Origin of the sequence: Micromonospora sp. WMMD737 (assembly GCF_049179055.1) — a bacterium.
GTDB classification, from domain to species: domain Bacteria; phylum Actinomycetota; class Actinomycetes; order Mycobacteriales; family Micromonosporaceae; genus Micromonospora; species Micromonospora reichwaldensis.
In genome coordinates this window covers 796,308-819,467 of record NZ_JBMHMH010000001.1, presented here as the reverse complement: position 1 = coordinate 819,467, position 23,160 = coordinate 796,308, and the positions used below count along the sequence as shown (strand labels likewise).

The 23,160-nt window shown below is 67.4% G+C and carries 21 protein-coding genes; 10 read left to right on the top strand and 11 right to left on the bottom strand.

All coding sequences use genetic code 11. The features are described 5' to 3' along the window. Positions 1–159: 159 nt before the first annotated feature. Positions 160–1,119 (top strand): SCO2521 family protein, encoded by a 960-nt coding sequence (locus tag ACN27A_RS02940; RefSeq protein WP_421449610.1) that lies wholly within the window; start codon positions 160–162, stop codon positions 1,117–1,119. 6 nt (positions 1,120–1,125) lie between these two features. On the opposite strand, the gene ACN27A_RS02935 is transcribed toward ACN27A_RS02940, so the two are convergent. The 4 genes from ACN27A_RS02935 to ACN27A_RS02920 form a co-directional block, all read right to left on the bottom strand. Then, on the bottom strand, positions 1,126–2,103 hold the full coding sequence (locus tag ACN27A_RS02935) for an SCO2522 family protein (protein ID WP_393168553.1): 978 nt from the start codon (positions 2,101–2,103) through the stop codon (positions 1,126–1,128). Beyond that, positions 2,088–3,017: an SCO2523 family variant P-loop protein gene (locus ACN27A_RS02930; protein WP_393168555.1), complete on the bottom strand. Its 930-nt coding sequence runs from the start codon at positions 3,015–3,017 to the stop codon at positions 2,088–2,090. The genes ACN27A_RS02935 and ACN27A_RS02930 overlap by 16 nt, the downstream gene beginning before the upstream one ends. Continuing rightward, positions 3,018–4,859, bottom strand: coding sequence for an SCO2524 family protein (locus ACN27A_RS02925; RefSeq protein ID WP_421449609.1), 1,842 nt, complete (start codon positions 4,857–4,859; stop codon positions 3,018–3,020). Positions 4,860–5,096: 237 nt separating this feature from the next. Further along, positions 5,097–5,813 carry an SCO2525 family SAM-dependent methyltransferase gene (locus tag ACN27A_RS02920; RefSeq protein WP_421449607.1) on the bottom strand — a complete coding sequence of 239 codons (717 nt, stop codon included), beginning with the start codon at positions 5,811–5,813 and terminating at the stop codon, positions 5,097–5,099. Between the two features lie 514 nt (positions 5,814–6,327). On the opposite strand from ACN27A_RS02920, the gene ACN27A_RS02915 reads away from it, so the two are divergent. After that, the gene (locus tag ACN27A_RS02915; protein ID WP_421449605.1) at positions 6,328–7,083 is read left to right on the top strand and encodes a formylglycine-generating enzyme family protein; all 756 of its coding nucleotides are present in this window, start codon (positions 6,328–6,330) and stop codon (positions 7,081–7,083) included. 369 nt (positions 7,084–7,452) lie between these two features. Then, positions 7,453–8,724 carry a hypothetical protein gene (locus ACN27A_RS02910; RefSeq protein WP_421449603.1) on the top strand — a complete coding sequence of 424 codons (1,272 nt, stop codon included), beginning with the start codon at positions 7,453–7,455 and terminating at the stop codon, positions 8,722–8,724. A gap of 55 nt (positions 8,725–8,779) precedes the next feature. Here the strand turns inward: ACN27A_RS02910 and ACN27A_RS02905 are convergent, their stop codons facing one another. Next, a complete protein-coding gene (locus ACN27A_RS02905) occupies positions 8,780–9,109 on the bottom strand; it encodes a hypothetical protein (RefSeq protein ID WP_327028236.1) in 330 nt (109 codons plus the stop codon). Between the two features lie 302 nt (positions 9,110–9,411). On the opposite strand from ACN27A_RS02905, the gene ACN27A_RS02900 reads away from it, so the two are divergent. Genes ACN27A_RS02900 through ACN27A_RS02885 form a run of 4 tightly spaced genes read left to right on the top strand, consistent with a single transcriptional unit; the run spans position 9,412 to position 11,546 of the window. Then, positions 9,412–9,813 (top strand): YbaB/EbfC family nucleoid-associated protein, encoded by a 402-nt coding sequence (locus ACN27A_RS02900; RefSeq protein WP_421449602.1) that lies wholly within the window; start codon positions 9,412–9,414, stop codon positions 9,811–9,813. After that, on the top strand, positions 9,800–10,120 hold the full coding sequence (locus tag ACN27A_RS02895) for a type VII secretion target (RefSeq protein WP_421449600.1): 321 nt from the start codon (positions 9,800–9,802) through the stop codon (positions 10,118–10,120). The genes ACN27A_RS02900 and ACN27A_RS02895 overlap by 14 nt, the downstream gene beginning before the upstream one ends. After that, positions 10,117–11,262 carry a WXG100 family type VII secretion target gene (locus tag ACN27A_RS02890; protein WP_421449599.1) on the top strand — a complete coding sequence of 382 codons (1,146 nt, stop codon included), beginning with the start codon at positions 10,117–10,119 and terminating at the stop codon, positions 11,260–11,262. Before ACN27A_RS02895 ends, ACN27A_RS02890 begins: the two co-directional genes overlap by 4 nt. Then, the gene (locus ACN27A_RS02885) at positions 11,262–11,546 is read left to right on the top strand and encodes a hypothetical protein (protein WP_421449597.1); all 285 of its coding nucleotides are present in this window, start codon (positions 11,262–11,264) and stop codon (positions 11,544–11,546) included. Before ACN27A_RS02890 ends, ACN27A_RS02885 begins: the two co-directional genes overlap by 1 nt. Positions 11,547–11,636: 90 nt before the next feature. Here ACN27A_RS02885 and ACN27A_RS02880 read toward each other — a convergent pair whose 3' ends face one another. Together ACN27A_RS02880 and ACN27A_RS02875 are read right to left on the bottom strand one after the other, a co-directional pair. After that, positions 11,637–11,888: a hypothetical protein gene (locus ACN27A_RS02880; RefSeq protein ID WP_421449596.1), complete on the bottom strand. Its 252-nt coding sequence runs from the start codon at positions 11,886–11,888 to the stop codon at positions 11,637–11,639. Continuing rightward, positions 11,885–12,172: a DivIVA domain-containing protein gene (locus ACN27A_RS02875; protein WP_421449594.1), complete on the bottom strand. Its 288-nt coding sequence runs from the start codon at positions 12,170–12,172 to the stop codon at positions 11,885–11,887. The genes ACN27A_RS02880 and ACN27A_RS02875 overlap by 4 nt, the downstream gene beginning before the upstream one ends. A gap of 262 nt (positions 12,173–12,434) precedes the next feature. Here ACN27A_RS02875 and ACN27A_RS02870 point away from each other — a divergent pair, with 262 nt between their 5' ends. The 3 genes from ACN27A_RS02870 to ACN27A_RS02860 are packed head-to-tail and all read left to right on the top strand — an operon-like array spanning position 12,435 to position 15,244. Beyond that, entirely contained in the window at positions 12,435–13,322 is an 888-nt protein-coding gene (locus ACN27A_RS02870; protein ID WP_421449592.1) for a helix-turn-helix domain-containing protein, read from the top strand. Further along, positions 13,315–13,539 (top strand): DUF397 domain-containing protein, encoded by a 225-nt coding sequence (locus tag ACN27A_RS02865; RefSeq protein ID WP_421449591.1) that lies wholly within the window; start codon positions 13,315–13,317, stop codon positions 13,537–13,539. Before ACN27A_RS02870 ends, ACN27A_RS02865 begins: the two co-directional genes overlap by 8 nt. Positions 13,540–13,567: 28 nt before the next feature. Then, on the top strand, positions 13,568–15,244 hold the full coding sequence (locus tag ACN27A_RS02860) for a DUF262 domain-containing protein (protein WP_421449590.1): 1,677 nt from the start codon (positions 13,568–13,570) through the stop codon (positions 15,242–15,244). A gap of 168 nt (positions 15,245–15,412) precedes the next feature. On the opposite strand, the gene ACN27A_RS02855 is transcribed toward ACN27A_RS02860, so the two are convergent. The 4 genes from ACN27A_RS02855 to ACN27A_RS02840 are packed head-to-tail and all read right to left on the bottom strand — an operon-like array spanning position 15,413 to position 23,118. After that, positions 15,413–17,083, bottom strand: coding sequence for a hypothetical protein (locus tag ACN27A_RS02855; protein WP_421449588.1), 1,671 nt, complete (start codon positions 17,081–17,083; stop codon positions 15,413–15,415). After that, positions 17,070–20,279, bottom strand: coding sequence for a type I restriction endonuclease subunit R (locus tag ACN27A_RS02850; protein ID WP_421449587.1), 3,210 nt, complete (start codon positions 20,277–20,279; stop codon positions 17,070–17,072). The genes ACN27A_RS02855 and ACN27A_RS02850 overlap by 14 nt, the downstream gene beginning before the upstream one ends. Further along, positions 20,276–21,511 (bottom strand): restriction endonuclease subunit S, encoded by a 1,236-nt coding sequence (locus ACN27A_RS02845; protein ID WP_421449586.1) that lies wholly within the window; start codon positions 21,509–21,511, stop codon positions 20,276–20,278. The genes ACN27A_RS02850 and ACN27A_RS02845 overlap by 4 nt, the downstream gene beginning before the upstream one ends. Beyond that, positions 21,508–23,118 carry a type I restriction-modification system subunit M gene (locus tag ACN27A_RS02840; RefSeq protein ID WP_421449585.1) on the bottom strand — a complete coding sequence of 537 codons (1,611 nt, stop codon included), beginning with the start codon at positions 23,116–23,118 and terminating at the stop codon, positions 21,508–21,510. Before ACN27A_RS02840 ends, ACN27A_RS02845 begins: the two co-directional genes overlap by 4 nt. Between the last annotated feature and the right edge of the window lie 42 nt (positions 23,119–23,160).

Below are 23,160 nucleotides of genomic sequence, written 5' to 3'. Positions count from 1 at the left end.
GACGGATCCGGCAAGCCGCATTCCGGCTCTCACGAGTAGTTTCGGTAATCCCCCCAACGGATCCCGTGTCGGTGCAGGTCACGGCGGCGTACGTCAATCACCATGGGACCGCGTCCCGCGGGGCGACCGCGGACCGGTGCCTGCGATGCGGAGGAAGCGATGCTCACGGTGGGTGAGGTGCATACCAGCCTGCTGCAGCACAGCACGGCGCTGGCCCAGGAGCAGAGCTCGGAGGTGCTCAGCCTGGTCGAGGGCGAGGTCGTGCTGACCTCCCGACGCCCCTCGCTCTACGCGGTGTCGCCCGACGTCCGCACCGGCGTGGACTGCTGGCTGCCCAGCGCCAGGAACCGCCAGCTGCGCGGGGTGGGTGCGGTGGTCACCCGGGCCATCATCACCGGTGGCCGGATCGTGCAGGCTTCCTCGGTCATCCAGGTCGTCGCCGGCGAGCGCCGCCAGCCATGGTCGCACTACCTGGCCAACCCCGGCGTCCTCGAAACAGTCGGCAAGCTGGACGCCGCAGACCTGACCGCCGGCTTCCTGCACGGCAACGACGCGGACGTGCTGAACCTGGAGGCGATCACCGGCCGGGTGCTCGACGGCGTGCAGATGTCGGGCCTGCTGGACCGGCACCCGCCGCTGCGCGCAGCGCGCACCCGGCTGCGCTGGACCGCGCAGGTCGACCCGCAGCCGGGACCGGACGTCTCGGCGGTGGTCACCGTGGACTCCCCCACGCTGCGCACGGTCGAGCTCGTGGTCGGCCCGCAGGACGTGCCGGCCGCGGTGGCCGGCCTCTGCGAGGATCTCGCGCTGCACGACTGGCTGCTGACCATGCTGTCCTCCCTGGTGGAGGCCGCGGTCACCCGACCGGCCTCCGGGGGGCACGAGCACATCGAGCGGCTGCGGCCGGTGCTGGAGCACCTGCTGCACCTGTGGCTACCCGGTGCCCGGGTCCACCCGCGGCTGCGGCCGATCTGGGACCGCCTGGAGCAGGTGCCCGGGTTCAGCCGGCAGTGGAAGTCGTCGGTCAACTGGATCCGGGATCAGATCAGCGTGAACAACATGGCCCTGCTGCGGGACCTGGCCCACCGGGTAACGGCCCAGCAGCCGTGTGGGCGCTGACCACGCTCACTCGCCGATGAACACGTAGCTCAACCGGTCGACCAGCTCGCTGGGCAGCCGCAGGCCCTCGCCGGCGGCCCGCTTCGCGACCTGCTGCGCGACCGCGGACGGCACCGCCACCTGGCCGAGGATGGTGCGTACGGCCAGCTCCACCGGCAGGTAGTGGGTGTTCATGAGGGTCAGCGTGCGGTACGCGCAGAACGGCGCGGCGGCCGGATTGAGCTGGACGATCGCCGGCAGCTCGTCCCAGTCGGTCGGCAGCTCCCCGACGAGCTGGCACGGCTGCCTGACCGTCTCGCCACGGTGCCGCAGCACGCCCAGCCGGGTCAGCTGCCAGACCGAGGCGAGCAGCGCGCAGGCCCACACCCGGGTCTTCGGCTCGTCGGACCACAGCTCGATGTCGACGAAGATGGAGTGCTGGGGGTCTCCGGACTGCACCGGCGGGGACCACGGCCGGGGCAGGGTCATCGCGGGGGCGTCGGCGTGCCCCGGCGAGCGTTTGCCGTTGGACAGCCAACCCGACTCACTCAGCGGTGGACGGCTCCCGGTGGTGTTCCGGGGCGGCTCCACCACCAGCGTGTCGACCACCAGCTGGGCGAGCTCGACGCCGTCGTGCCGCGCGAAGCTCGACTCCCGGGCCACGTAGTCCAGCGTCAGGCCGTGCTCCGCCGCCGCGCTCTGCACCTGCGGGATCACCTCACGCGGGGTGCCGAAGCGGTTGAAGTAGTCGTCGACCATGAAGCAGGTGCTGATCCGCGGTTGCCGGTGTGGCGGCAGCCCTCGCCGGGCCAGGGTCGGGATCGCGGCCGAGAAGTCCGCGATCCGCTCGAACTTGCGTCGCAGCTCCTCACACCGGTCGCCGAAGTCCCTGGCGTAGAAGTGCCCCAACTCCACCGACAGATGCGAGTACCCCACGCTCTCCGTACGTCGCACCGCAGCGGCCTCCTGGAACCTGACATCCACGCCAATCACACGGTCTCCCATGCCGTCTCGTCGAAGAGCTTCTCGGTCAGATCCACGAAGGCGTCCACGGTCCTGACATTCGCGATCTTGCTCTGCACGTCGTGGTCCGAGATGAGCTGCTCACGCCACTGCAGCAGGGGATCCAGCGGCACCGCGCCGAACAGCGTGGTCCGCCCGACGCCCCGCCGCCGGGCCAGCTCCGACAACTCGGCGTCGCACTTGCGCAGGAACGCCTGCTGCGCGAGGTCGAGATGGCCGACCTCGGGGCCGCGCGAGTCGATCACGGCCGTACGGACGAAGCGCAGCGACTCTCGCAGCCGGTCCGGCTCGTGGCCGTACTCCTTGCCCATGGCCACGATCCCGCCTGCCTCGAAGGCCAGGTCCGCGGCCGCGGTGACGTGCTGGGGAGTCCACCTGTGGAAGACCAGCCAGCGCACGGTGACCTTGCGCAGGGTCGCGATGGCGGTGGCCGCCAGCGCGATCTGGCTGGCGTACGACCGGCCGGCGCTGAGGTCCACCAGGGTCAGGTCGAACTCCTCCTCCAGCCGCAGGAAGAGCTCGGCGCAGCGCTTGGCGATGTCGTTGGTGAACCCGAACTCGCTGCCGTTGCGCTGCCCGGGCAGGAGCACCAGCGGCCCGGAGCCGATGGGCCGCTGGCGCAGGCTGGCCCGCTCCGAGGTGCCCCACACGTCCAGTTGCTCCGGAGACGGGATCTCGCCGCGCAGATACCGGTGCAGGCCGCCGCCGTTGGGTCCGGCGCCCTCCACCCCGTTGACGGCCTGCGGGATCTGGAACGTGATGCCGGCCGTCGGCGAGCCGAAGTCGTAGTCCAGGTAGCAGGTGGGGCGGCCGGACAGCGCGCTGCGGTAGGCGATGTTAGCCGCGGTGACCGAGCGCCCGGTGCCGCCCTTGTGCGACGTGACGAAGACCAGCATTCAGATCCCCTCGCTGGCTTTCTGCTGCCCGGTGGCGATGTCGTTGAGCAGCAGCAGCAGGGAGTTAGCCAGGGCGGCCGCCGTGCCGGGGCGCTCGTCCACCAGCGACTGCGCCCGGCGCAGGCTGGCCCGGATGCTGCGCATGCTGCGCTGCATCGCCTCACCGGCGAACGTGCCGCGCATCAGTTCCCGGTCGAAAAGATATTCCGCCTCGTCGATGAGGTCCTGCGCGTACGAGGCGAGCCGGCCGGCCCGCGGGAACGGTCGCTCCCAGAGCAGCTGGCCGGCGCTGACCAGCGCTCCCACGACCCGCTCGGTCAGGTACCAGGAGGGCGCGTCCGGCTTCGGCGCCAGCCCGGGGAAGGCGCCCCCGGCGTGGTCCCACAGGCCCCGGTGCTGGCCGTCGGGGATACGCCGCAGCAGCAGGTGGTCCCACACCTCGTCCGCCAGTTCGAGCAGCTCGCTGCGTCGCCGGGCATTGCTCAGCAGACCGGCGACGGTGGTCGCCCGCTGGAGCAGCACCGTGGAGTATTCGTTCACGTTCCACGTCATGATCGGTTTCGACGTGTCGTCGTTCAGGGTCACCCGCTTGCCGGGCGCGTGCACGAGCAGCGCCGGCTCGTCGGGCGAGGCGCGCCGGGTGATCCGCGCCCGCTGCGCCAGCTCCACCAGCACCGCGGCGATCCGGCCGAACTCCTCGTCAGCGCCCCGCCCGCCGGCGACCAGGCCCTTCACCGCCAGCGACGTGGCCTGGAGGGTGTAGTAGTCGGTCCGGTCGCCGTCGGTCGTCCGCCAGGGAATGTCCTCGATGGGCCACCGCCGCCGGTTGCCGAAGGTTGCCACCGTCGCCCAGTAGGTCCGGGTCAACTCCCAGCGCAGCTGCAGTGCCCGGGACAGCCGCTGCTGCTCCTCGTTGAGCAACCCGAGCAGCCGGGTGCGTTCGGAGTTCAGGTCCTCGATGGCATCCATCGCGATGACCGTGAAGTAGAGGTAGGGAGCGTTCTCCGCCGAGCCGTCGCGTTGCAGGCCGATGGGCTCGGTGGTCGGGACGTCCTCGGCCCCGGCGATGATCCCCCACGACCAGCCGCATTCGAACAGCATCTCGCTGTTGTCCAGGTCCTCGGTCACCCGGCCCGACCCGATGACGACGCTGCGCAGGCTCGCCATGGTCTCCCGCAGCTGCTCGCGCAGCGCGGCCACGAGTTCGCGGCGCGGCAGCTCGTCCTGGTTGATCATGTCGCACAGCCGGAGGCCGTACTCGTCTGTCGCGGTGAAGACGAAGGTGCTGAAGCTGCGGAGCAGGCCGACCATGGCGGCGGTGAGTCGCGCGCTGGCCATCGCGTCCAGGGCGTCCAACTGCGCCAGCAGGTCGCGTCGCCTGGTGGTGCCACGGTAGACCTTGACGAAACCGATCGTCGCCAGGGTCAGCGTGACCGACACCGCGAACGAGTCGACGATGTCCAGTGAGCGTTGCTCGTCGGTGAGCTCCGCGCCGTCCCTCAGCGGGGTGAGGTAGCTTCCACCGCTGAAGATCGGGGTGCCGGTCTCGTCGGTGTACCGCGTGAAGTATTCGGTGATCACGCTGATCAACCGGCGGGGAATTTCGATCGCGCCGCCGAGCGGGCTGAGCGCCTCGATGACCTCTTCGTCGGCGCGATCCGGGTCGTCGAGCGACAGCACGGGGACCTTCGCCGCCGGAAGCAGGATGGTCAGCAGTTGCTCGGCATCACTGATCGAGTTGCTGCCACTTCGGCCGCCCCAGCGCCATTCGCCGTTCTGCCAGCAACTACGTACCGTGGCCCGCCAGATGTCGAGGATCTCCTGGCGTGGCTGTATCCGCACGATCCACCGCCATCTGCTGTAGTCGTCGACCCGAAACCGCTGGTATTGCCGCTCACGCGATGATCCACGGTGCTCCACAATGACGTGCAACAACATCGTAGCGGTCCAGTCGAGCCCCACTCGAACGGCTTCGACGGCCGCGTGTCGCCATGCCGACCCTTCGGGCACGAGGTAATTGTCGTGCCGGCGGACGGGGCCGATCACGCTGCCGGCGCCTCCCGGCGCCAGACATCGGCGTCAATCGCGGGTACGGCCGGTGACCAGCAGCATGCTGCGGTACCCGTCCCGCAGCGGCGGCGTGAGCCGCACCTCGTGGACGTCCAGGTCGTACGCGCCGGTCGCGACACTGGCCATCACCTCGGCGCGTTGCAGCGCCACGGCCGGGAAGAGGCGCTGGCCCACCCGGTAGCCCCGGGAACCGAGCATGACCGCCACGGCGAAGGGCGAGCGGGGCCGCAGCGCGTCGAGGAACCGACCGATCGCGTGTTCGGCCTCCGCGCGATCGGCCGATATGGAGCAGGCCACGAAGAACATGGTGCCGGCGTCCCAGGCGTGCCTCGGCAGGTCGAAGACACTGGTCCTCAGCACCCGTCCCACCCGCGCCAGGCGGCCGCGCGGATCGGTCAGCGCGGAGTACGCCGGGCGCTCCGCGCACAGCTGCCAGTACGGGTCCCAGAGCTCGTCGTAGCTGTGGACCTGCGTACGCAGCCAGTTGACGTTGGCTGCCGACCAGTCACACAGGTCGACCCTGCGGGCAAACGGCAGAAGCGACAGCGCCGGATAGAGGTTCGCCCCCGACCCCACGTCGACACAGTCCGCGCCGGAGAGCCTCGCCCCGGCGAGAAAGTCCCTGGTACGGCAGAGGATCTCCCGATCGTCGGCGCGCAGCACCGCGTAGTTGTGCCGAACGTATGCCTGGGGGTCGAAGCTGTCCCACTCGACGTCGGAATTCACCGGCCGTAGAGACCGGATCGGCGGGGGTGGCATCGACGGCTCGCCGCAACCGCCGCCAGCCGCCGGGGTCAACGCCATGGACGTGCCTCCATCGATGTCGGCGAATCACATTGGTCGTGCCGGCGCGCTTCTTCTCGCTGCCCATTGTGCATCGGAGGTGGTGTTGACGCGCAAGCAGCCGCTCTTACCCACCTCCAGGGAGTGACGACCTGACGGCCTTCACTCAGCCCTGCCCAGGTTGACCACCGCCGATGCGTGGATCCGAGCCGGTTGGCAGAAATCCGATATCGGGAATCGGCGGAAGCAGGCCGTCGTGCTCGGTGCGGAGAGACAGCGGGTCGCTCTCCCGATCCTGGCCAGGAGGGCTCCCTACGGCCCCCGCCCTGGGGCGGCGCTGCGCGTCCGACCCGACACGCCCGCCACCGACGGCACACGATGAAGGTCCGGCGCGCGGCGACTTCAACCGAATCGGACGGCTCAACCGCCCAATGCTCGGCTGCTAACGTTCGGTGCCGTGTGGACCGAGCAGATCGTGGCCGGGCGTCCGGCCTGGCGGCACACCGCGTCGGGCGTGCTGTTCCGGGAGGTGCCCGGCGGCACGTTCCGCATGGGTCTGTCCGAGGCGGAGTTGGAGGCCGTACGCGCCATCGAACGCGACGGAGGAGTCGAGGACACCCTCGAGCCCTTCTTCGCCGCCACCAAGGACGCCCAGCCGGTGCGGGAGGTGCGGGTCGCACCGTTCCTGATCGCCCGGCACCCACTGACGGTCGCGCAGGTCCGGCACTGGCTGCCCGACTACGAGGACTTCTACGCCGACGAGGACACCAACACGGCCCGCATCGAGGGCGACCTGGACGACCTGCTCGACGCCCTGCCGTTCCGGCTGCCCAGCGAGGCCGAGTGGGAGTACGCGGCCCGCGCCGGCACCACCACGCTGACCTTCCGTGGCGACGGCAAACCCGACGAGGACCAGATCCTCGACGACTTCGGCGACGAGCAGCGCACGGCCGCCGGGGAGAACGCCTTCGGCCTGGCGGCGATGGGCTCGGCTGGGGAGATCTGCGCCGACGTGTGGATCCCCGGCTTCGCGGACGCGCCGGCGGACGCCCGGCCACGCACCGGCGACGGGCCCCGCACCGTACGCGGCGGCGCCGCCGACCTCCACCCGTGGCAGGGCTGCGACGAGTGGCTGCTGCTTCTCTCCGCCACCCGGTACGAACACTCCCAGTTCACCGCGGTCCGCCCGGCCGCCCCACTGCCGTCCCGGTAGGTCGCGTCCTGGCTGGTCGACGGATGCGCGGAGAAGCCCGCGGCCGTACGCCCGTCGACCGCCGCGGTTTCCCTGCAACCCTTGACGAGGGATTCCTACGGCGCGGGCCATGTCGACCGGCGGCCGGCGAGCCAGTCCCAGGGCGCCCGCCGGTCGTTCGTCGCCGCTCAGTGACCACTGTGGCGGGTTGGACGCCGTCCTGAACGGATGGTGAGTCGCATTCACGACAGGACAAAGCCGCGATGACCGGCGCACGGCCTCCCATCTGCCCATTACGCTGACCGCCGCCGCCCGAGGGACGGTGCGCTGCGGATCACTCGACGCGGGCCGTCCTGAGCTACTTTCCCCGCCCCACTTCAGGAGCCGACGATGGACGACGAGATCCAGCTGATCAGTGACGGCGACGGCTTCGCGGTCATCGGGAGTCCGGCGGCTGTCGACCGGTTCCTCACCTCTGAGCGGCTGCCGTCGAAGGACCTCGGGCTGGGGCGACTCCGGTCCGCCCTGAGTGCCGGGTCCAGCGTCGCGAAGGCAGGTGCCGAGATCTCCGCCAACTCGGGCCGCTGGGTGAAGCTGACCGAAGAGTCCGCACGGGCGATGAAGCAGTTCCCTCTGATGAAGGGTTCGGAGTCGGACTTCAGCCGGGCCGTGCTGACCGAGAACGGCAGGATCAAGGGACTCCTGGAGATCGTCACGACTCCCGGGGCGCTGCTGAGCAACCCGGCGCTGCTGACCGGTGCGGCGGGGCTCATGGCGCAGCTCGCGATGAAGCAGAGCATGGAGGAGATCACCGAGTATCTGGCGTTGATCGACGAGAAGGTGGACGACGTGCTCCGCGCCCAGAAGGACGCCGTGCTGGCGGACATGGTCGGGGTGGACCTCGTGATCGGGGAGGCCATGACGATCCGGGACCGGGTGGGCCGGGTCTCCGAGGTCACCTGGTCGAAGGTCCAGGCCACGCCGGTGACGCTCGCCCGCACCCAGGCGTACGCGCTGCGTCAGCTCGACGCGCTCGCGGAGAAGATGGAGCGGAAGACCAAGGTCGCCGATCTCGCCAAGACCTGTAGGGAAGCCGAGTTGACGGTTCAGGAGTGGCTCGCCGTGCTGGCTCGCTGCTTCCAGCTTCAGGACGCGATCGCCGTGCTCGAACTCGACCGCGTGCTGGACGCGTCTCCGGAGGAGATGGACGAGCATCTCCTCGCGCTCCGGGCGGCGCGGCAGAACCGGCTGGAACTCATCTCACGCAGCACCGAGCGGCTGATGGCCCGAATGGATGCGGCTGCCGGCACGGCCAACACGAAGGTGCTGTTGAACCCCACCTCGTCCCGGGCGACGGTGCAGTCGAGGAACCATGTCGCGACCGTCGTCGTCGACTTCCACGACAGGCTCGGCATCGTGCGCGACCGGCAGTCGCTGGATGCGCGACGGTGGCTGGACGCGGCTGTGGAGGTGCGGGACAAGGTCCTCGTGACGGGCGTGGAGGTGCGGGACAAGATGCTCGTGACCGGCACGGAGGGCGTCGACGCCGCCAAGCACTTCGGCGTGGAGACCTTCGGCCGGACCAGGTCGGTGGTGGGCAGGCTCTCCAGCGGAATCGCCGAGCGTACGCAACGCCAACGCGGGGACGACGATAAGAGCTGAGTGCGCCGCCGGCAACACCCCGAGATGCACGCGAGCCCGCGCACGCAATCAGCCGTCACTCCTCGGCGTCGGACGATTCCTCGTCGGGCGGCAGCACCGACACATCCGGACGCAGCGGGGCGGGCGTGGGCAGGGCACCGAGGCCGACACGCTCCAACTCCTTGTGCAGGCTGCCGCGCAGTTCCTTCACCACGTCCTCCCGGGCCTGCCGATAGGCCAGCTGCGCAGCCGCACGCGCCGCGTGACCGGCATGCCGGTAGCCACCCCACCACTCCAACCGCCGATAGGTCCCGTTCTCATTCCTGATACGTACGACCCAAAAGGTCGAGCCGTGCTTACGCACCGTCCAGTAGCTGCCGTCGGCGGTGTAGCTCCCGTATGCCATGCGACCAACCTATCGATCGTTCATACTCCAGGCCTCGGCCATCTGTCTACAATGGATTGGTCGCTACGCCGACCAGGGGTTGCAGTCCGGTCAATTGCCGAAGGAAGCAAGGCGTCGGTCGCCGAAAGGGGCACGGCCGGATCCGCCGCGAGTCGGAAGATGCCCCGCCAACGCAGGACCGTCGAGCACCACGGCAGAAGCCGCGGCAGGGCAACTTCAGCGGAACACCACGCAGCGCCACCGATTGATAACGTGGCGGCGACACCGACCGGTCGGCGTCGATGCCCTGGGGAGGGTCAGGCATGTGGGCGGACGAAGCCGCGCTGGACGAGGCGACGCGCCGGCTCGACGACTGGGAAGCGTCCATCGCGGACCGGGCGGCCCGGGCCAAGGAGCTGGCTTCGCGGGTGCAGGCGATGAGGGGCACGGCGACCAGCCCCGACCGGACGATCGAGGTCACCGTCGACTCCTCGGGCCTGCTGGTCGACCTGCGGCTGGACGAACGCACCCGACAACACTCCGCGGCGCACACCGCCCGGCAGATCCTCGAAACCACCCGAGCCGCTCACGCCGACCTCCTGAGCAGGATCACCGAGGCGACCACGGGCGTCCTCGGTGCCGAGGATCCGACAGCGACGGCGCTTGTCGAGTCGTACCGCCGCCGGCTGGCTCCCGACCGGGACACACCGGATGGCCGGCGCTGAGGGCATCCAGGTCGACCCCGACGACCTGACCCGCCACGCCGCACGCCTCGAACGCCGCGCCGACAGCCTCGACACCGCCCGCCAGGCCGGCCAGCACGTCCGGTTGGGAGCCGAGGCGTACGGGAGGCTCTGCGCGATCATGCCGGCGCTGCTCGACGGCCTCCAGCAGACCCTGGTCCAGGGCATCGGCACCGCGGCCGGCTCGGTGCGCGACACGGCCGACAGGCTGCGGACCGGCGCCAACCGCTACCGCGCCGCCGACGCTCGGGCCGAGCGGTCGCTACAGCGGACACGGCACAAGGAGTGACCACCAACCCGCTCGTCGCCGCCGCTGCCGACACCCCACCCAGCGCCTGGGCCGGCATCTGGATCTGCGAGGACATCGAGCTCATCGCCCAGGGCGTCCGCAACGGCAGCTGGATCGACGGCACCCTCGGCGTGGTCAGCGCCGGCCTGGACGCCCTCGCCTTCGTCTCCGACCCGGTCGGCGCGCTGCTCCAGTACGGCATCGCCTGGCTGATCGAGCACGTCAAACCGCTCAGCGAGGCACTGGACTGGCTCGCTGGCGACCCGGCGCAGATCACCGCCCACGCCCAGACCTGGCGCAACGTCGCCGCCTCGCTGCGCAAGGAAGCCGCCGACCTGGCCGCCGCCGTCCGCACCGACGTCGCGAGCTGGGGTGGCGGTGCCGGCCGCGCCTACCGGGCCTGGGCCGCCGAGCAGCAGCAGGCCATCGGCGGGCTGGCCCAGGGCGCCGACACCCTCGCCGCCATCACCGAGGGAGCCGCCGGCCTGGTGGCCGCCGTCCGGCTACTGGTCCGCGACGCCATCGCCACCTGCGTCTCCCGGCTCATCGTGTACGCCGGCGAGCTGATCGTCACCGGCGGGTTCGCCGCGCCGCTGGTGGTGGAGCAGGTGACGACGTTGGTGGCGTCATGGGCGGCGCGGATCGCGCGACTGCTGCGGGGGCTACTAGCGAGCCTGCGACGGCTGATGCCGGAGATCCGGCGGCTTGGTGACCTCATCGAGAAGCTGAAGCAGGCGCTGAGCCGACTTGGACGGTCGGGGGTCGAACCAGACGCCCTGAATCGGGTACGTCGGAGGGGGTCCGGGCCGCGAATGCCCATGACGATGGAGTCGGTGCACACCATCGCCGCGAAGTACGGCATCGACCTGTCCGGCGTACGGCTGACGATCAACAACCGCCTCTCAGGTCTATGCGGTGTCACCCGCGCGGATCTCTCGGTGATGCTCTGCCGGGAGGCCTTCCGCAGCGAGGAAGACCTTGCGCGCACGCTTGCCCACGAGCGCTTCCACGTCTCGGAGCTTCGAGAGGGCCGCCCCTACCCCACCAAGGAGCACGACTTCGAGGCGTTCGAGGATCGCGCCTATGCTCACGAAGAGCAGTGGTGGAACAGCCACCCAGTGAGGCCGGAGGGAACCAACTGATGGCCACCTTTGAGCAGTGGCTCGACGCCTACGACATCGTCTACCGAGCCCTGCCCGCCGCGTCGAACCAGCCGTGCCCGAACTGCCGCCGGCAGGCTCTTCGGCTTGTTTTCACCGGGCCGCCCGGGTCCGGGTACGGCTATGCATCCTTCTGGTGCGACGCCTGCCTGGAAGGAATTCATCTCTCGCGGGTGCCAGTCCCAGACGGGGTCGTCGCGCGCTCCCTCGCTGATGCACCGGAAACGCGTCGACCCACCGTCCCCAACTACCGCGTGGTCAGCTAGCGGTTTCGACTCAGGGTGAACCCCGACGACGCTCACAACTCAGGTAAGCGAGTTACCGGGGGCACTTCACCGGACACTGGCCTATTGGCCTCACCGGGGCAGGCGGCCGGAGCAGGGGCCGTCGTGGGCGGCGCGGAGCAGGCAGCGCCGGCCGCCGGGCATCCGCAGGTCACAGAAGACCCGGTGGCGTACGTGCTGGTTGTCCTCTTCAGAAACGGTGCTCTCCCCCGGGTCGGCCTGCGGCAGCACCAGCAGCCAACGGCTGATCACCCGGGCCAGCCGTTGCGCGGCCGGCAGGTCGGCGGCGGCGACGGGCAGGTGAATGACGTACCGCTGGGTCATGCCTGGTCTCCCCGGTCGGCGCCGGCGCGGGCCTGCTCGGACCGCCAGCGGCGCAGCGCATCCTTGAGGACGGCGGTCTCCCGGCGGCTCGCGGCCAGGGCGGCGTAGACGTTGGCCATGTCGCCGACGACGCGGTCGAGGAAGTCGTAGACGTCAGCCGGTTCCAGGCCGCGGCGTCCGAGCCCGACCGGCTTGAAGCGTCGCTCGCGCACCTGCCACGGCAGCAGACTGGTGTACGCCGAGGAGCGGTAGGTCGCTCCCGGTCGCTGGTTGCGGACGCGCATCTGCTGCCTGCCTCTCCCTCGTGGACTGGAAGGGGTGGCCCGTCCACCCTCCCCGCGCGCACGGGCCACCCCGCCCTGCCGCCGCAGCTTCGATCAGCGGTACGACACCAGGGCCTGTGGTCATCCTGTGACGGTGCGCAGCATCGAAGCAACGTTCCACACCAGAATTCTTCACAGAAGTATTGACTTTCCTAGCTGCCACAGATAGCTGTTACATGGCAAGGTGACGCAGCGTTGCGCGATGGAATCAGGGAGTGTCCGGGTGACCGAGGATGTCGGATCGACCGTGCCGCGCCGGCAACTCGGCCGGCTGCTACGCCAGTACCGCACCGAGGCGGGCGTGACCCTCGACGCCGCCGCTGAGGCCCTCGAATACAGCCGACAGAAGATCTGGCGGATCGAATGCGGCATGGGCCCGGTCCGGGTGCTCGACGTCAAGGCGATGTGCGAGCTGTACGGGGTGTCCGCCGAGATGACCGAGGCGATGCGCGGGCTCGCCACGGAGACGAAGTCCAAGGGCTGGTGGCACGCGTACGGGGACGCGGTCCCGAGCTGGTTCGAACTGTACGTAGGCCTGGAATCCGCCGCCGCTCACCTTCGCCGGTACGACGAATCGCTGATCCCCGGGATCCTTCAGACCAAGGAATACGCCCACGCCCTCTACCGTCTTGGCGGCCGGTTGAGCGACGAGGAACGCGAACGGGCGGTGCAGGTTCGACTCCAGCGACAGGCACTTCTCATCCGACGGCTACCGGCGGCACCCCGACTTGATGCCGTGCTGTCGGAGGCGGTGCTCCGGCGGGTTCTCGGCGGTCCCGAGGTGATGAGCCTCCAACTCGACCAGCTCATCAGGCTCTCAGACCTTCCAAACGTGTCAGTCAGGGTGCTGCCGTTGGGGGCGGGCCCTCAGCCCGGCGCGGTGGCCGGGTCTTTCGTCATCCTCGACTTTCCACCGACCAAAGGGGGCCGCGCCGCCCCGGAACCATCGGTCGTCTACAGCGAGTCCCTGACCGGAGCGCTCTACCTCGACAAGCCGGACGAGTTGGCCGCCTACGACCGCGTCTGGAGGGGTCTGGATGCGCTCGCCCTCGGCGAGGCAGAATCGAGAGACATGCTCAAGGGGCTCATCGGGGAGATGCGACATGACTGACCTGACCGGCGCCGTCTGGCGCAAGAGCACCCGCAGCGGTGACAACGGCGGCGACTGCGTCGAGGTCGCCACCAACCTCCCCGGCGTTGTCGCGATTCGCGACTCCAAGGACGCCCAGGGACCGGTCGTCACCATCGATCCACCGGCCTGGTTCGCTTTCATGCGGGATCTCAAGGCCCAGCGTCTGTCAACTGACACCGGAGTGGCGGTTCCGTAGCCGGATTGACGGCTGGCAGGATAGGCCGATGGAGCAGCTCGAGGCCCACGAACACCCTCTGCACAAGATCTTTTGCAGCGACTACGACTTCCGGATTCCGGACTATCAGCGTCCGTACGCATGGGGCAAGGAGCAAACCAGCCAGCTTCTCGACGATCTTGTCGAGGCGCTTGACAGGGGCGGAGATGAGCCCTACTTCCTCGGCTCGATCGTCCTCGTCAAGCGCAAGGGCCACATGGAAGCCGACATTATCGACGGCCAACAACGCCTTACCACGTTGACCATTCTCCTCGCCGTCATCCGTGATCTAACCACGGACAATGCACTACGCGCCCATCTCAGCATGATGATAGTCGAGCCCGGCAACCCCATCCTCAAGTTGGGACCCAAGCCACGACTCTCACTTCGCCGGCGCGACGCCGCTTTCTTCGAGACCAACGTGCAGACAGCAGGAGCAATCGCCAACCTCCTCGAAGTCAAGCCCGACGGCCTCAAGACCGATGCGCAGTTGTTTGTGCAAGAGAATGCGCGCCTGCTGCACGACAGGCTGATTTCTTGGTCGGAGGAAAGGAGGCTGCGACTACTGCAAATGTTGAGTAGCCAGACCTTTCTGGTCGTCGTCAGCACGCCCGACCTGCATAGCGCCCATCGCATATTTAGCGTCATGAATGCCCGTGGTCTTGACCTCTCGCCTGCCGACATCTTCAAATCCCAGATCATCGGCGCCTTGGACGACCAGACGTCGGACGCCTATGCCGCCAAATGGGAGGATGCCGAACAAGCACTCGGCCGTGACGACTTCGCCGATCTCTTCCTTCACGTCAGAATGATCTTTGCCAAGAAGCGCGCCGAGCGCGAACTTCTCAAAGAGTTCCCTGACCAGGTACTAGCCAACTACGTTCCCGACGACGCTGCGGGGTTCGTCAACGACGTTCTGATCCCGTACGCGGACGCCTATGAGCAAATCAGAGATAGAACCTACACGTCGGCTTCGGGAGCCGAAGCTGTAAACTGCTGGTTTCGGCGCCTTGCTCAGATCGACAATAACGACTGGCGTCCACCGGCCCTGTGGGCGCTACGACACCACTACGACGACCCCACATGGCTCGACATGTTCTTTCGGTCCTTGGAACGCCTGGCCGCCAGCATGCTCATCAGGCGCGTCTACGCGACGCCCCGCGCCCTCCGCTACGCCGGATTGCTACGCGAACTGGCGGATGGCATGGGACTGCAGGCACCTTCTCTTGAACTTTCCAGTGCCGAGAAGTACGACACCATGTCGCGCCTTGACGGCAACCTCTACCTAAGCGGCAAGGTTTGCAAGTATGTACTCCTGCGCCTCGACGAGGTCGTTGGGAAGAACCCGGGTGTGACATACGACCACCCACGGATCACCGTCGAACACGTGCTACCCCAGCGCCCCTCTCCCGCTTCACAGTGGCGCAGCATCTTCGACGACGAAGAACGCACCGAGTGGACCGATCGCCTCGCGAATCTTGTGTTGCTTAACCGCACTAAGAACTCACAGGCCCAGAACTATGACTTTGAAAAGAAGAAGAAGCTCTACTTCCAGAGCAAGAATGGCATTCCCACATTCGCAATCACAATCCAGGTGTTGTCCACAGCAGAGTGGACTCCCGCCCTACTCGACAAACGCCAGAACGAACTCCTGCTCGAGTTGCAACAAGAGTGGTCGCTGGCGTAGAACTGCGGGGGGCGAGAGCCGGGGCGGATGGAGAGAGTGATGCTTCGGCTCCGCCCGACTCGCCGAACGGTGCTGACGGCAGGGTCCCGTCTCGCTAGGTGGGTCGTGACCTGCCGTCGGCTGGGACGGCTGTACCAGAAGTCCAGCAGGCTGGCGCATGAATTTGTATCAACAATGAGAGGTAGCGGGATTGGTCAGATGCCGTCCGATATATCCCACGTAGATCACACCATTGCTGGCAGAAGCGTCATGAAAATGCAGCCTCGGAGATACGGTCGCGAGGGTACCGAGCCTGATGTGAGCGCCCATGAAGATATTCCCAGAGCGTGCGATCTGCCTTGGCACTGGGAGGGTTCGCTCGGCGGAGAACCGTCTGGTGTTACGTACTGTCCCTGACTCGTCCCTGGCGACCTTGCCGGTGGAGATCACCCGACCGCCGTCACCGGGCGACTCGCACCAGTGCTTGAAGTCCCCGCCAGTCCAACCATCCTGTTTGGCCTTCGCGTAGTCGGCAAGAGCCGACATGGCCTGCCACGCCAATTGGGCCCAGTTGGAGTGTGCGGGGTGTTCGTCGAGGTCCAGGGCCGGACCCTTGTCGCCGGTGAAGACGACGAACGGCGCCAGGCTGTCTAGTCGATCGAAGAGGTCGGCAAACGACGTGGGCAACGGGTCGGGATGCTCTGCCGGCGCATAGGCCTCGGCATGCCGATCTAGTGCGGCCAGCCGCTGCCGTAAAGCGCGGATCGTAGCGTCGCGCGCTTCGAGTTCATTCCGGGAAAATTCAAGATCCGCTGTCAGATCCAGCAGCTCATCTTGCTGCCGACCGATGACCTCCTTTGACCGCCGGTCAGCGTCATCAGCAGTTTCCAGAAGGGCCGTCAGGATTCGCACCTCTTCAGCGAGGGCTGCAGCCCTGTCATCGTCCGCGGAGCGTCTGGTGCCACGGGTGAAGTCCCGCAGCGAAAGTTCGAGGCCCTTCACCGCCGCCGGGGGCAATGAGTTGGCGGCCAGTTGCCGCGGCAGTGCGGACAACACCCGCGCCGCGCGGTGCGGCTCGGACTCGATACGCCGGCGACTGAGCACTCGGTGCCGCAGACTATCCTCGATAAGGGCGGGATCAACATCGGGAAGGTAAGTCCGGATACTGCCCGCACCGATCCAGTGCGTCGATCCAATACCCTCGTTGAACGCCTGTACGGCAGCAGGATCGAGAACATAGAGGCTGGCGACACCGACGAGCTCTCCCATCAAGCGTTGCATGTCCCGCCGCCATTCCTCGAATTGTCTTCCGGCCGGCGCGGCGGCAATGACAACGGGCAGGCGCCGCCCTTCCATGCAAACAATATCGAGCAGGTCGTCGACACCTGCAGCAGTCACAGCCGTGGGACCACTACGAAGAACTGCCTCGCCGTCCATCGCGTCAACGGCGTCTAGCAGCAGCCGGACAAGCTTCGGGGCTTTGGGAGAAGGCACGGCAACGCCCGACGGCGCGACCGGCTCGATATTGATCGAAAACCAGCTTCGCCGCTGCGATTTGCTACGTACGACCGCAACGGTACTTACCCATGTCACTTTGTCGGGACGGGTTTCTCGCAACTGCCAGCCACACGCGTCGTGAGTGGCCGCGTGCAACAGCACCACTTGAGGTGAGAGAGTGGGATCCCCGGTGTCGAATCGCTCTACGTCATAGCGCTTGAAGCGCAGCCAGGAGCGAAGCTGCTCCTTCACCCTTGCAATCGCCTCGTTGAAGTCGAGCGACAGCTCGAATGCCGTCCGGTAGGGGATGCCCGGCCTCGGGGCGGTGTCGGCTGAAGGAATCTCTATTTCAGCGCTTGGCATCGGGTGACCACTCCTCCGCAAAGGTTTCGGTCTGACGAAGGACCCGCTTGATCGCCTCTTCGGCGGCGTCCGGCGGGTAGCCGTGCACCGCGAGCAGGCGCTTGATGGTGGAACGCAGCTTGGCGCGTACGTCTTCGCGGGAGGTCCAGTCGACGGTGATGGACCGGCGGACGGACGCCACCAGGTCGCGGGCGATGCCGGCGAGCTGCCCCTCCTCCATCTCGGCGACGGCCGACGCGTTGTCCGCGACCGCGTCGTAGAAGGCCAGTTCGTCGTCGGTGAGCGCCGGGCTGAACTGCTGCCCGCGGTTGGCTTCCGCGCTCACCTCCTTCGCCATGGCCACCAGCTCGGCGATGATCTCGGCGGAGGTCAGGTTCTGGTTGGTGTAGCGGCGCATCAGCTCGACAAGGCGCGCGGAGAAGGCTTCCTGGCGCACGATGTTGTGCCGGGTGACCTTCCGCATGGTCTGCTCGATGGCCCGCCGCAGCGCCTCGATGGCAAGGTTCGGCGTCTTGGAGGCGCGCAGCTTCTCCAGGTACGCCTCGTCCAGGTGGGACAGGTCGGGCCGGTCGATGCCGGCGGCGGCGTAGATGTCGGTGACCCCACCGGCCTCGATGACACCGGCGGTGAGTTCACGTAGGTAGAGCGCCACCTCGGCGGGAATGGGCAGGCCGCGGGAGCGGCGGTTCTCCACGTCGTACTTGGCCATCCAGACGCGTACGGCCTGGAAGAAGGCGATGTCGTCGCGGAGGTCGTTGATGTCGCCGCTGCTGGCGCAGAGCGCGTAGAGCCGGTCGAGCTTGGCGGCGGCCTGCCGGAAGCGTTCGGCGAGGGTCGGCTCACCCGGCTCGGGCTGGTTCTCCGGCAGGCTCGGGTCGCGCAGATGGTCGATGGTGCCGAGGACGGCGGCGGTGAAGGCGTTCTTGGCGCCCGAGTTCAGCACGCCGCGCCAGTCGTACCCGGCCAGGATCGTGCCGCACAGGACGTCGTGCAGGTCTCGGACGCTGGCAACCGCCTCGCCGGTGTCCCGACCGACCGGCTGGGTGTCCTGGTCGCGCTTGGTGTATTCGGCGAGCGCCTCGTGCAGGCTCTGCGTGATCGGCGCGTAGCCGACCAGCAGGCCGTCCTGCTTGCCGCGGAAGGTCCGGTTGACCCGGGCGAGCGCCTGCATCAGCGCCGCGCCGCGCATCGGCTTGTCGAGATAGAGCGTGTGCAGCGGCGGGGAGTCGAACCCGGTGAGCAGCATGGACTGGACGATGATGAGTTCCAGCTCGTCATCGGGGTTCTTCGCCCGGTTGCGGATGACCTTGGTCTGCGAGGGCCGCCGGACGTGCTTGCGGATGTGCGGCTCGTCGTCCGGGCCGCCGGTGTAGACGACCTTGATCTTGCCGAGGTCGTCGGCGTCGGAGTGCCAGCCCTCGGGCAGCCGCGCGATCATCTCGTCGTAGAGCCTCGCGCAGATGTCCCGGGTCGCGCACACGATCATGGCCTTGCCGGGCCCGCCGATGTACTTGCGTATCTGCTCGGATCGGGCCTGCCAGTGCTCGACCAGATCGGCAGCGAGCGCCTCCACGCGATCTGGGGCGCCGTAGATCGCGTTCATCACCGCGACCGTGCGCTGGACACGTGCCTTCTCGGCGTCGTCCAGCCCGGCGGTCAGCGTGTCGGCCCGCTCGTCGATCGTCTCCGGGTCGATGTCGGCCGGCAGGTCCACCGGGATGAGCCGGCTCTCGTGGTAGACGCGGACCGTCGCGCCGTCGTCGACAGCCCGGGTCAGGTCGTAGATGTCGATGTAGTCGCCGAACACGGCCCGGGTGTCACGATCCGCCTCGGAGATCGGCGTGCCGGTGAAGGCGATCAGCGTGGCGTGCGGCAGCGCGTCACGTAGGTGCCGGGCGTAGCCGTCGAGGCTGTCGTAGTGACTGCGGTGCGCCTCGTCGACGATCACGATGATGTTGCGCCGATCCGACAGCAACGGATGCTTGCGGCCCGCGTCACGCTCATCGCGGGTACGCCCGAACTTCTGCAACGTAGTGAAGATGATCCCGCCGGTGCGCCGGTTGGTCAGCTCGTTGCGCAGGCTCTCCCGGGTGACTGCCTGCACCGGCCGCTCCGGCAGCAACTCGCTCGCGGCGAACGCCTCCAGGAGCTGCTCGTCCAGGTCGGTGCGGTCAGTGATGACCACGATCGTCGGGTTACCCATGCTCGGATGGGTGGCGATCTGGTGGGCGTAGAACTCCATCTCCATCGACTTGCCGGAGCCCTGCGTGTGCCAGACGACGCCGGCCTTGCCGTCGCTGCGGCTCGCCTCGACGGTCTTGCGGACCGCCTTCTCCACCGCGAAGTACTGGTGCGGCTTGGCGATGCGCTTGATTGCCCCGCCCCGCGCCTCGGCGAAGGCGACGTAGCCGTGCAGCAGCTCCAGAAACCGGCGCGGCGTGAACAGCCCGAAGAGGGCCAGGTTCAGCGCCAGCTCGTCGTCACTCTTCGGCGGCTGCGGCACCGGCTCGCCATCGTCGTCGACGTTCCACGGCGCGTAGTGCTCCAACGGCGTGAAGGCGGTGCCGTAGCGAGCGGTGATCCCGTCCGACACGACGCAGACGACGTTGGCCCGGAAGGCCAGCGGCAGCTCTTCGACGTAGGTGCCGACCTGCCGGTGGGCGCCCCGCAGATCGGCGTACGCGTCGCCGGCCTTCTTCAGCTCGATCAGCCCGACGGGCAGCCCGTTGAGGTAACAGACGACGTCGAACCGACGCTTGTGGTCGCCCTCAGTGACCGTCACCTGGCTAGCGACCAGGTAGTCGTTGGCCGCCTCGTCCCGTAAGTCGACCAGCCGGATGGTCGGGTTGCGCTCGGCGCCGTGCTGGTCGGTGTAGACGATCGACCGGATGCCCTTGACCATCAACTCGTGCAACCGCCGGTTCTCGGTGACGGCGTCACGAGACCGGGCGCTCAGCACCTGGGCAACCGCCTCGTCGACCTCAGCGGGCGGAAGCAGCGGGTTGAGCCGGGCGACGGCGTCACGCAGCCGGCCAGGCAGGATCAGCTCTGCCCACGACTCGCGCTCCCCGGTCCCGGGCGCAATCGACGATCCGGGAAAGTGCTCCCAACCCAACTCGCCCAAGGCATCGAGCGCAAGCGCCTCCCACTGTGCTTCCGTCATGTCGCGCAGATGGGGCAGTCGGTCTGCGTTCATGTCGCGTCCTCCACCGCCTTCTCAGCATCCCGCATTCGAATCGCCCCCGACATCAAACCCGGCAACAACGTATTTCGCAAAGCGGCAATACTCCCACTTTCTCGACCCTTCACGGTTGCCAAGTCGTCAAGTTCCCGGAGCGCTAGCTCCAATCTCTGACTGTCGCCGGCTGGCACAGCGATCGGCCACGATGCCAGCTCGGTCAGCGGAATGCGATCGACCGTCGCACCGTGAACGGCGCGCTGACGAATAACTCCCTGAAATGATTCACTCAAGAATGCATTGAGCAACGTTCGTGGTCCAACCTCCTCCTCGCGCGGCCTAAGCAACGCCATTCGTCGACCCAGACAGGCGCGTATTCCTGGGGGCATAAGCGCCGCCTCGCCGAGACGTGTCTCGTAAGAGAAGAGAACATCTCCTTGCTGGGGCGTTACTCGCCGCGTCCACCGCTCAAAGTCTTGCTCGGACAAGTGGGCCGATTCTTCAAGCATGAGCCGACCGCCTCTTAGGCTGCTGACACTCAGGAAGAACGGACCTGAATCTGTCTTTTTCGGTGTCGCATGAGGCCCATCGAAAATGTCAGCAATCTTGCCGATCGTCGTCATTTTTACGTCAGAAGTGGTCGCTTTCAAGTACTGGATTCTTGCCAAACGGTGGACAGTGGCCGCTATTTTCTCGTTGACCGCAATCTTGTCGTCTAGCGCCCCGAGCAGAGAGGCAACCGCCGACTGATAGAACCTGCTAGGCAGGCGTAGCGTTTCAGCATCGAGAAAACGTTCAAACTGGAAGTTGCTAATCCCGGTAGACTGATTTTCATAGCCTGCGGCCCTGCCAGAGTTATACATGTCCTGAAGCCCGTAGTATGCATAGCGCGGAACGACGGAGCTAGAGAATCGGACAACGCGACAGAAGCTGGCTGGAATTACCGGGGCATCGAAAGAATCGATTATTGACTGGTCGACAAAGAGAGTCCTGCCTGTCGATTGCCCACGGGCACTACTCCCGCCGGAGATCTCCAGGATGACATCTCCTGGCCGGAGAGTGCGTTGCGGGAGCTTGCTGTCCTTTTCCCAGCGATGTGGGACCCCGACTAGCCGCTTTGCCTGAACATTGGAGAAGTCAGTCCCGCGAATGATAGCGACGAGGGAATGGCCGGGAAGCGGCTGGTCCGATCCCCAGCCACCGCCCCTGGCGAAGTCAATGATTTCGCGGAACGGGACCCGTGGTGTCATGGCAGCTTCTCCAACTGGGTACGCAGGACCTGCTCCAACCTCACTGACTCGTCGAAGTGGTCGTAGAGCTCCTTCTTGAGACGCTCAATCTTGTCGGCAATCGGCTCGTCCCCGGAGGTGTCCGCCTCTGCTGCGGCCACATGTCGGCCCGGGGTGAGCACGTGGTCATGCTTGCGGATCTCATCGAGCTTGGCCGAGTAGCAGAAGCCGAGTTCGTCTTCGTACTTCCGGTCCTCGGCGCGGGCCGACGCGGTGCCGCGCCAGGCGTGGTACGCCCCAGCGATCTTCGCCAGGTCCTCGTCCGTCAGGACGCGCTCGGTGCGGTCGACCATCGTGCCCATGTTCCGGGCGTCGATGAAGAGCACCTCGCCGCGCCGGTCTGCGAGCCTCTTGCCTCCCTGCGGCCCCTTGTCCATGGCGAAGAACCACAGGCACGCCGGAATCTGGGTGGTGCGGAAGAGTTGCGGCGGCAGCGCCACCATGCATGAGACCAGGTCCGCCTCGACCATCGCCGCCCGGATCTCGCCCTCGCCCGACTGCTTTGACGACATCGAGCCGTTGGCGAGCACCACGCCCGCCGTTCCCCGCTCCCCGAGCTTCGCGACGATGTGCTGCAACCAGGCGAAGTTGGCGTTGCCGGCCGGCGGCACGCCGTAGCGCCAGCGCGGGTCCTCGACGCTGCGCGCCCAGTCCGACATGTTGAACGGCGGGTTGGCCAGCACGAAGTCGGCGCGCAGGTCGGGGTGCTTGTCCGCGTGGAGGGTGTCTTCCCAGCGCGGCCCGAGGTTGCCGGTGATGCCGTGGATGGCGAGGTTCATCTTCGCCAGCCGCCAGGTGCGCTCGTTTGACTCCTGGCCGTAGACGGCGATGTCGTCGCGCCGGCCAGTGTGGTTGAGCACGAACTTCTCGGCCTGCACGAACATGCCGCCCGATCCGCAGCACGGGTCGTAGACCCGGCCGGAGTAGGGCTCCAGCATGTCGACCAGCAGCTTGACCACGCTGCGCGGGGTGTAGAACTCGCCGCCGCGCTTGCCTTCGGCGCGGGCGAACTTCTCCAGGAAGTACTCGTAGACCTCGCCGAGCACATCGCGCGCCGGCCGGTCGCCGTGGCCGGTGAACCGGGCGTCGCTGATCAGGTCGACCAGCTCACTCAGCCGCCGCTGGTCGACGTTGTCCCGGTTGAAGATCTTCGGCAGCACGCCGAGCAGCGCCGGGTTGGACTTCATGATGGCGTCCATGGCGTTGTCGAGCAGCATCCCGATCTCGCCGCCCTTGGCCCGCTCCGCCAGGTGCTCCCAGCGACCCTCCGCCGGCACCCAGAAGACGCCGTGGCCGGTGTACTCGTCGACGTCGTCGAGAAACGCGTCCACCCGGTTCTCGGGGATGCCCTGGTCGAGCACCTCCTGCTTGATCTGTGCGCGCCGCTCCTCGAACGAGTCGGAGACGTACTTGAGAAAGACCAGGCCCAGGACGAAGTCCTTGTACTGCGCGGCGTCCATCGAGCCGCGGAGCTTGTCGGCGGCCTTCCAGAGGGTGTCGCGAAGGTCGGCCATGGTCGGCATGCCGGGCAGTGCGCTCTGCTCGGCAGCCCTCTTCCTGGGGGGCATGGTGCTCCTCGTATCCGTATCTGCGGTGCGGTCAGTCTTGCC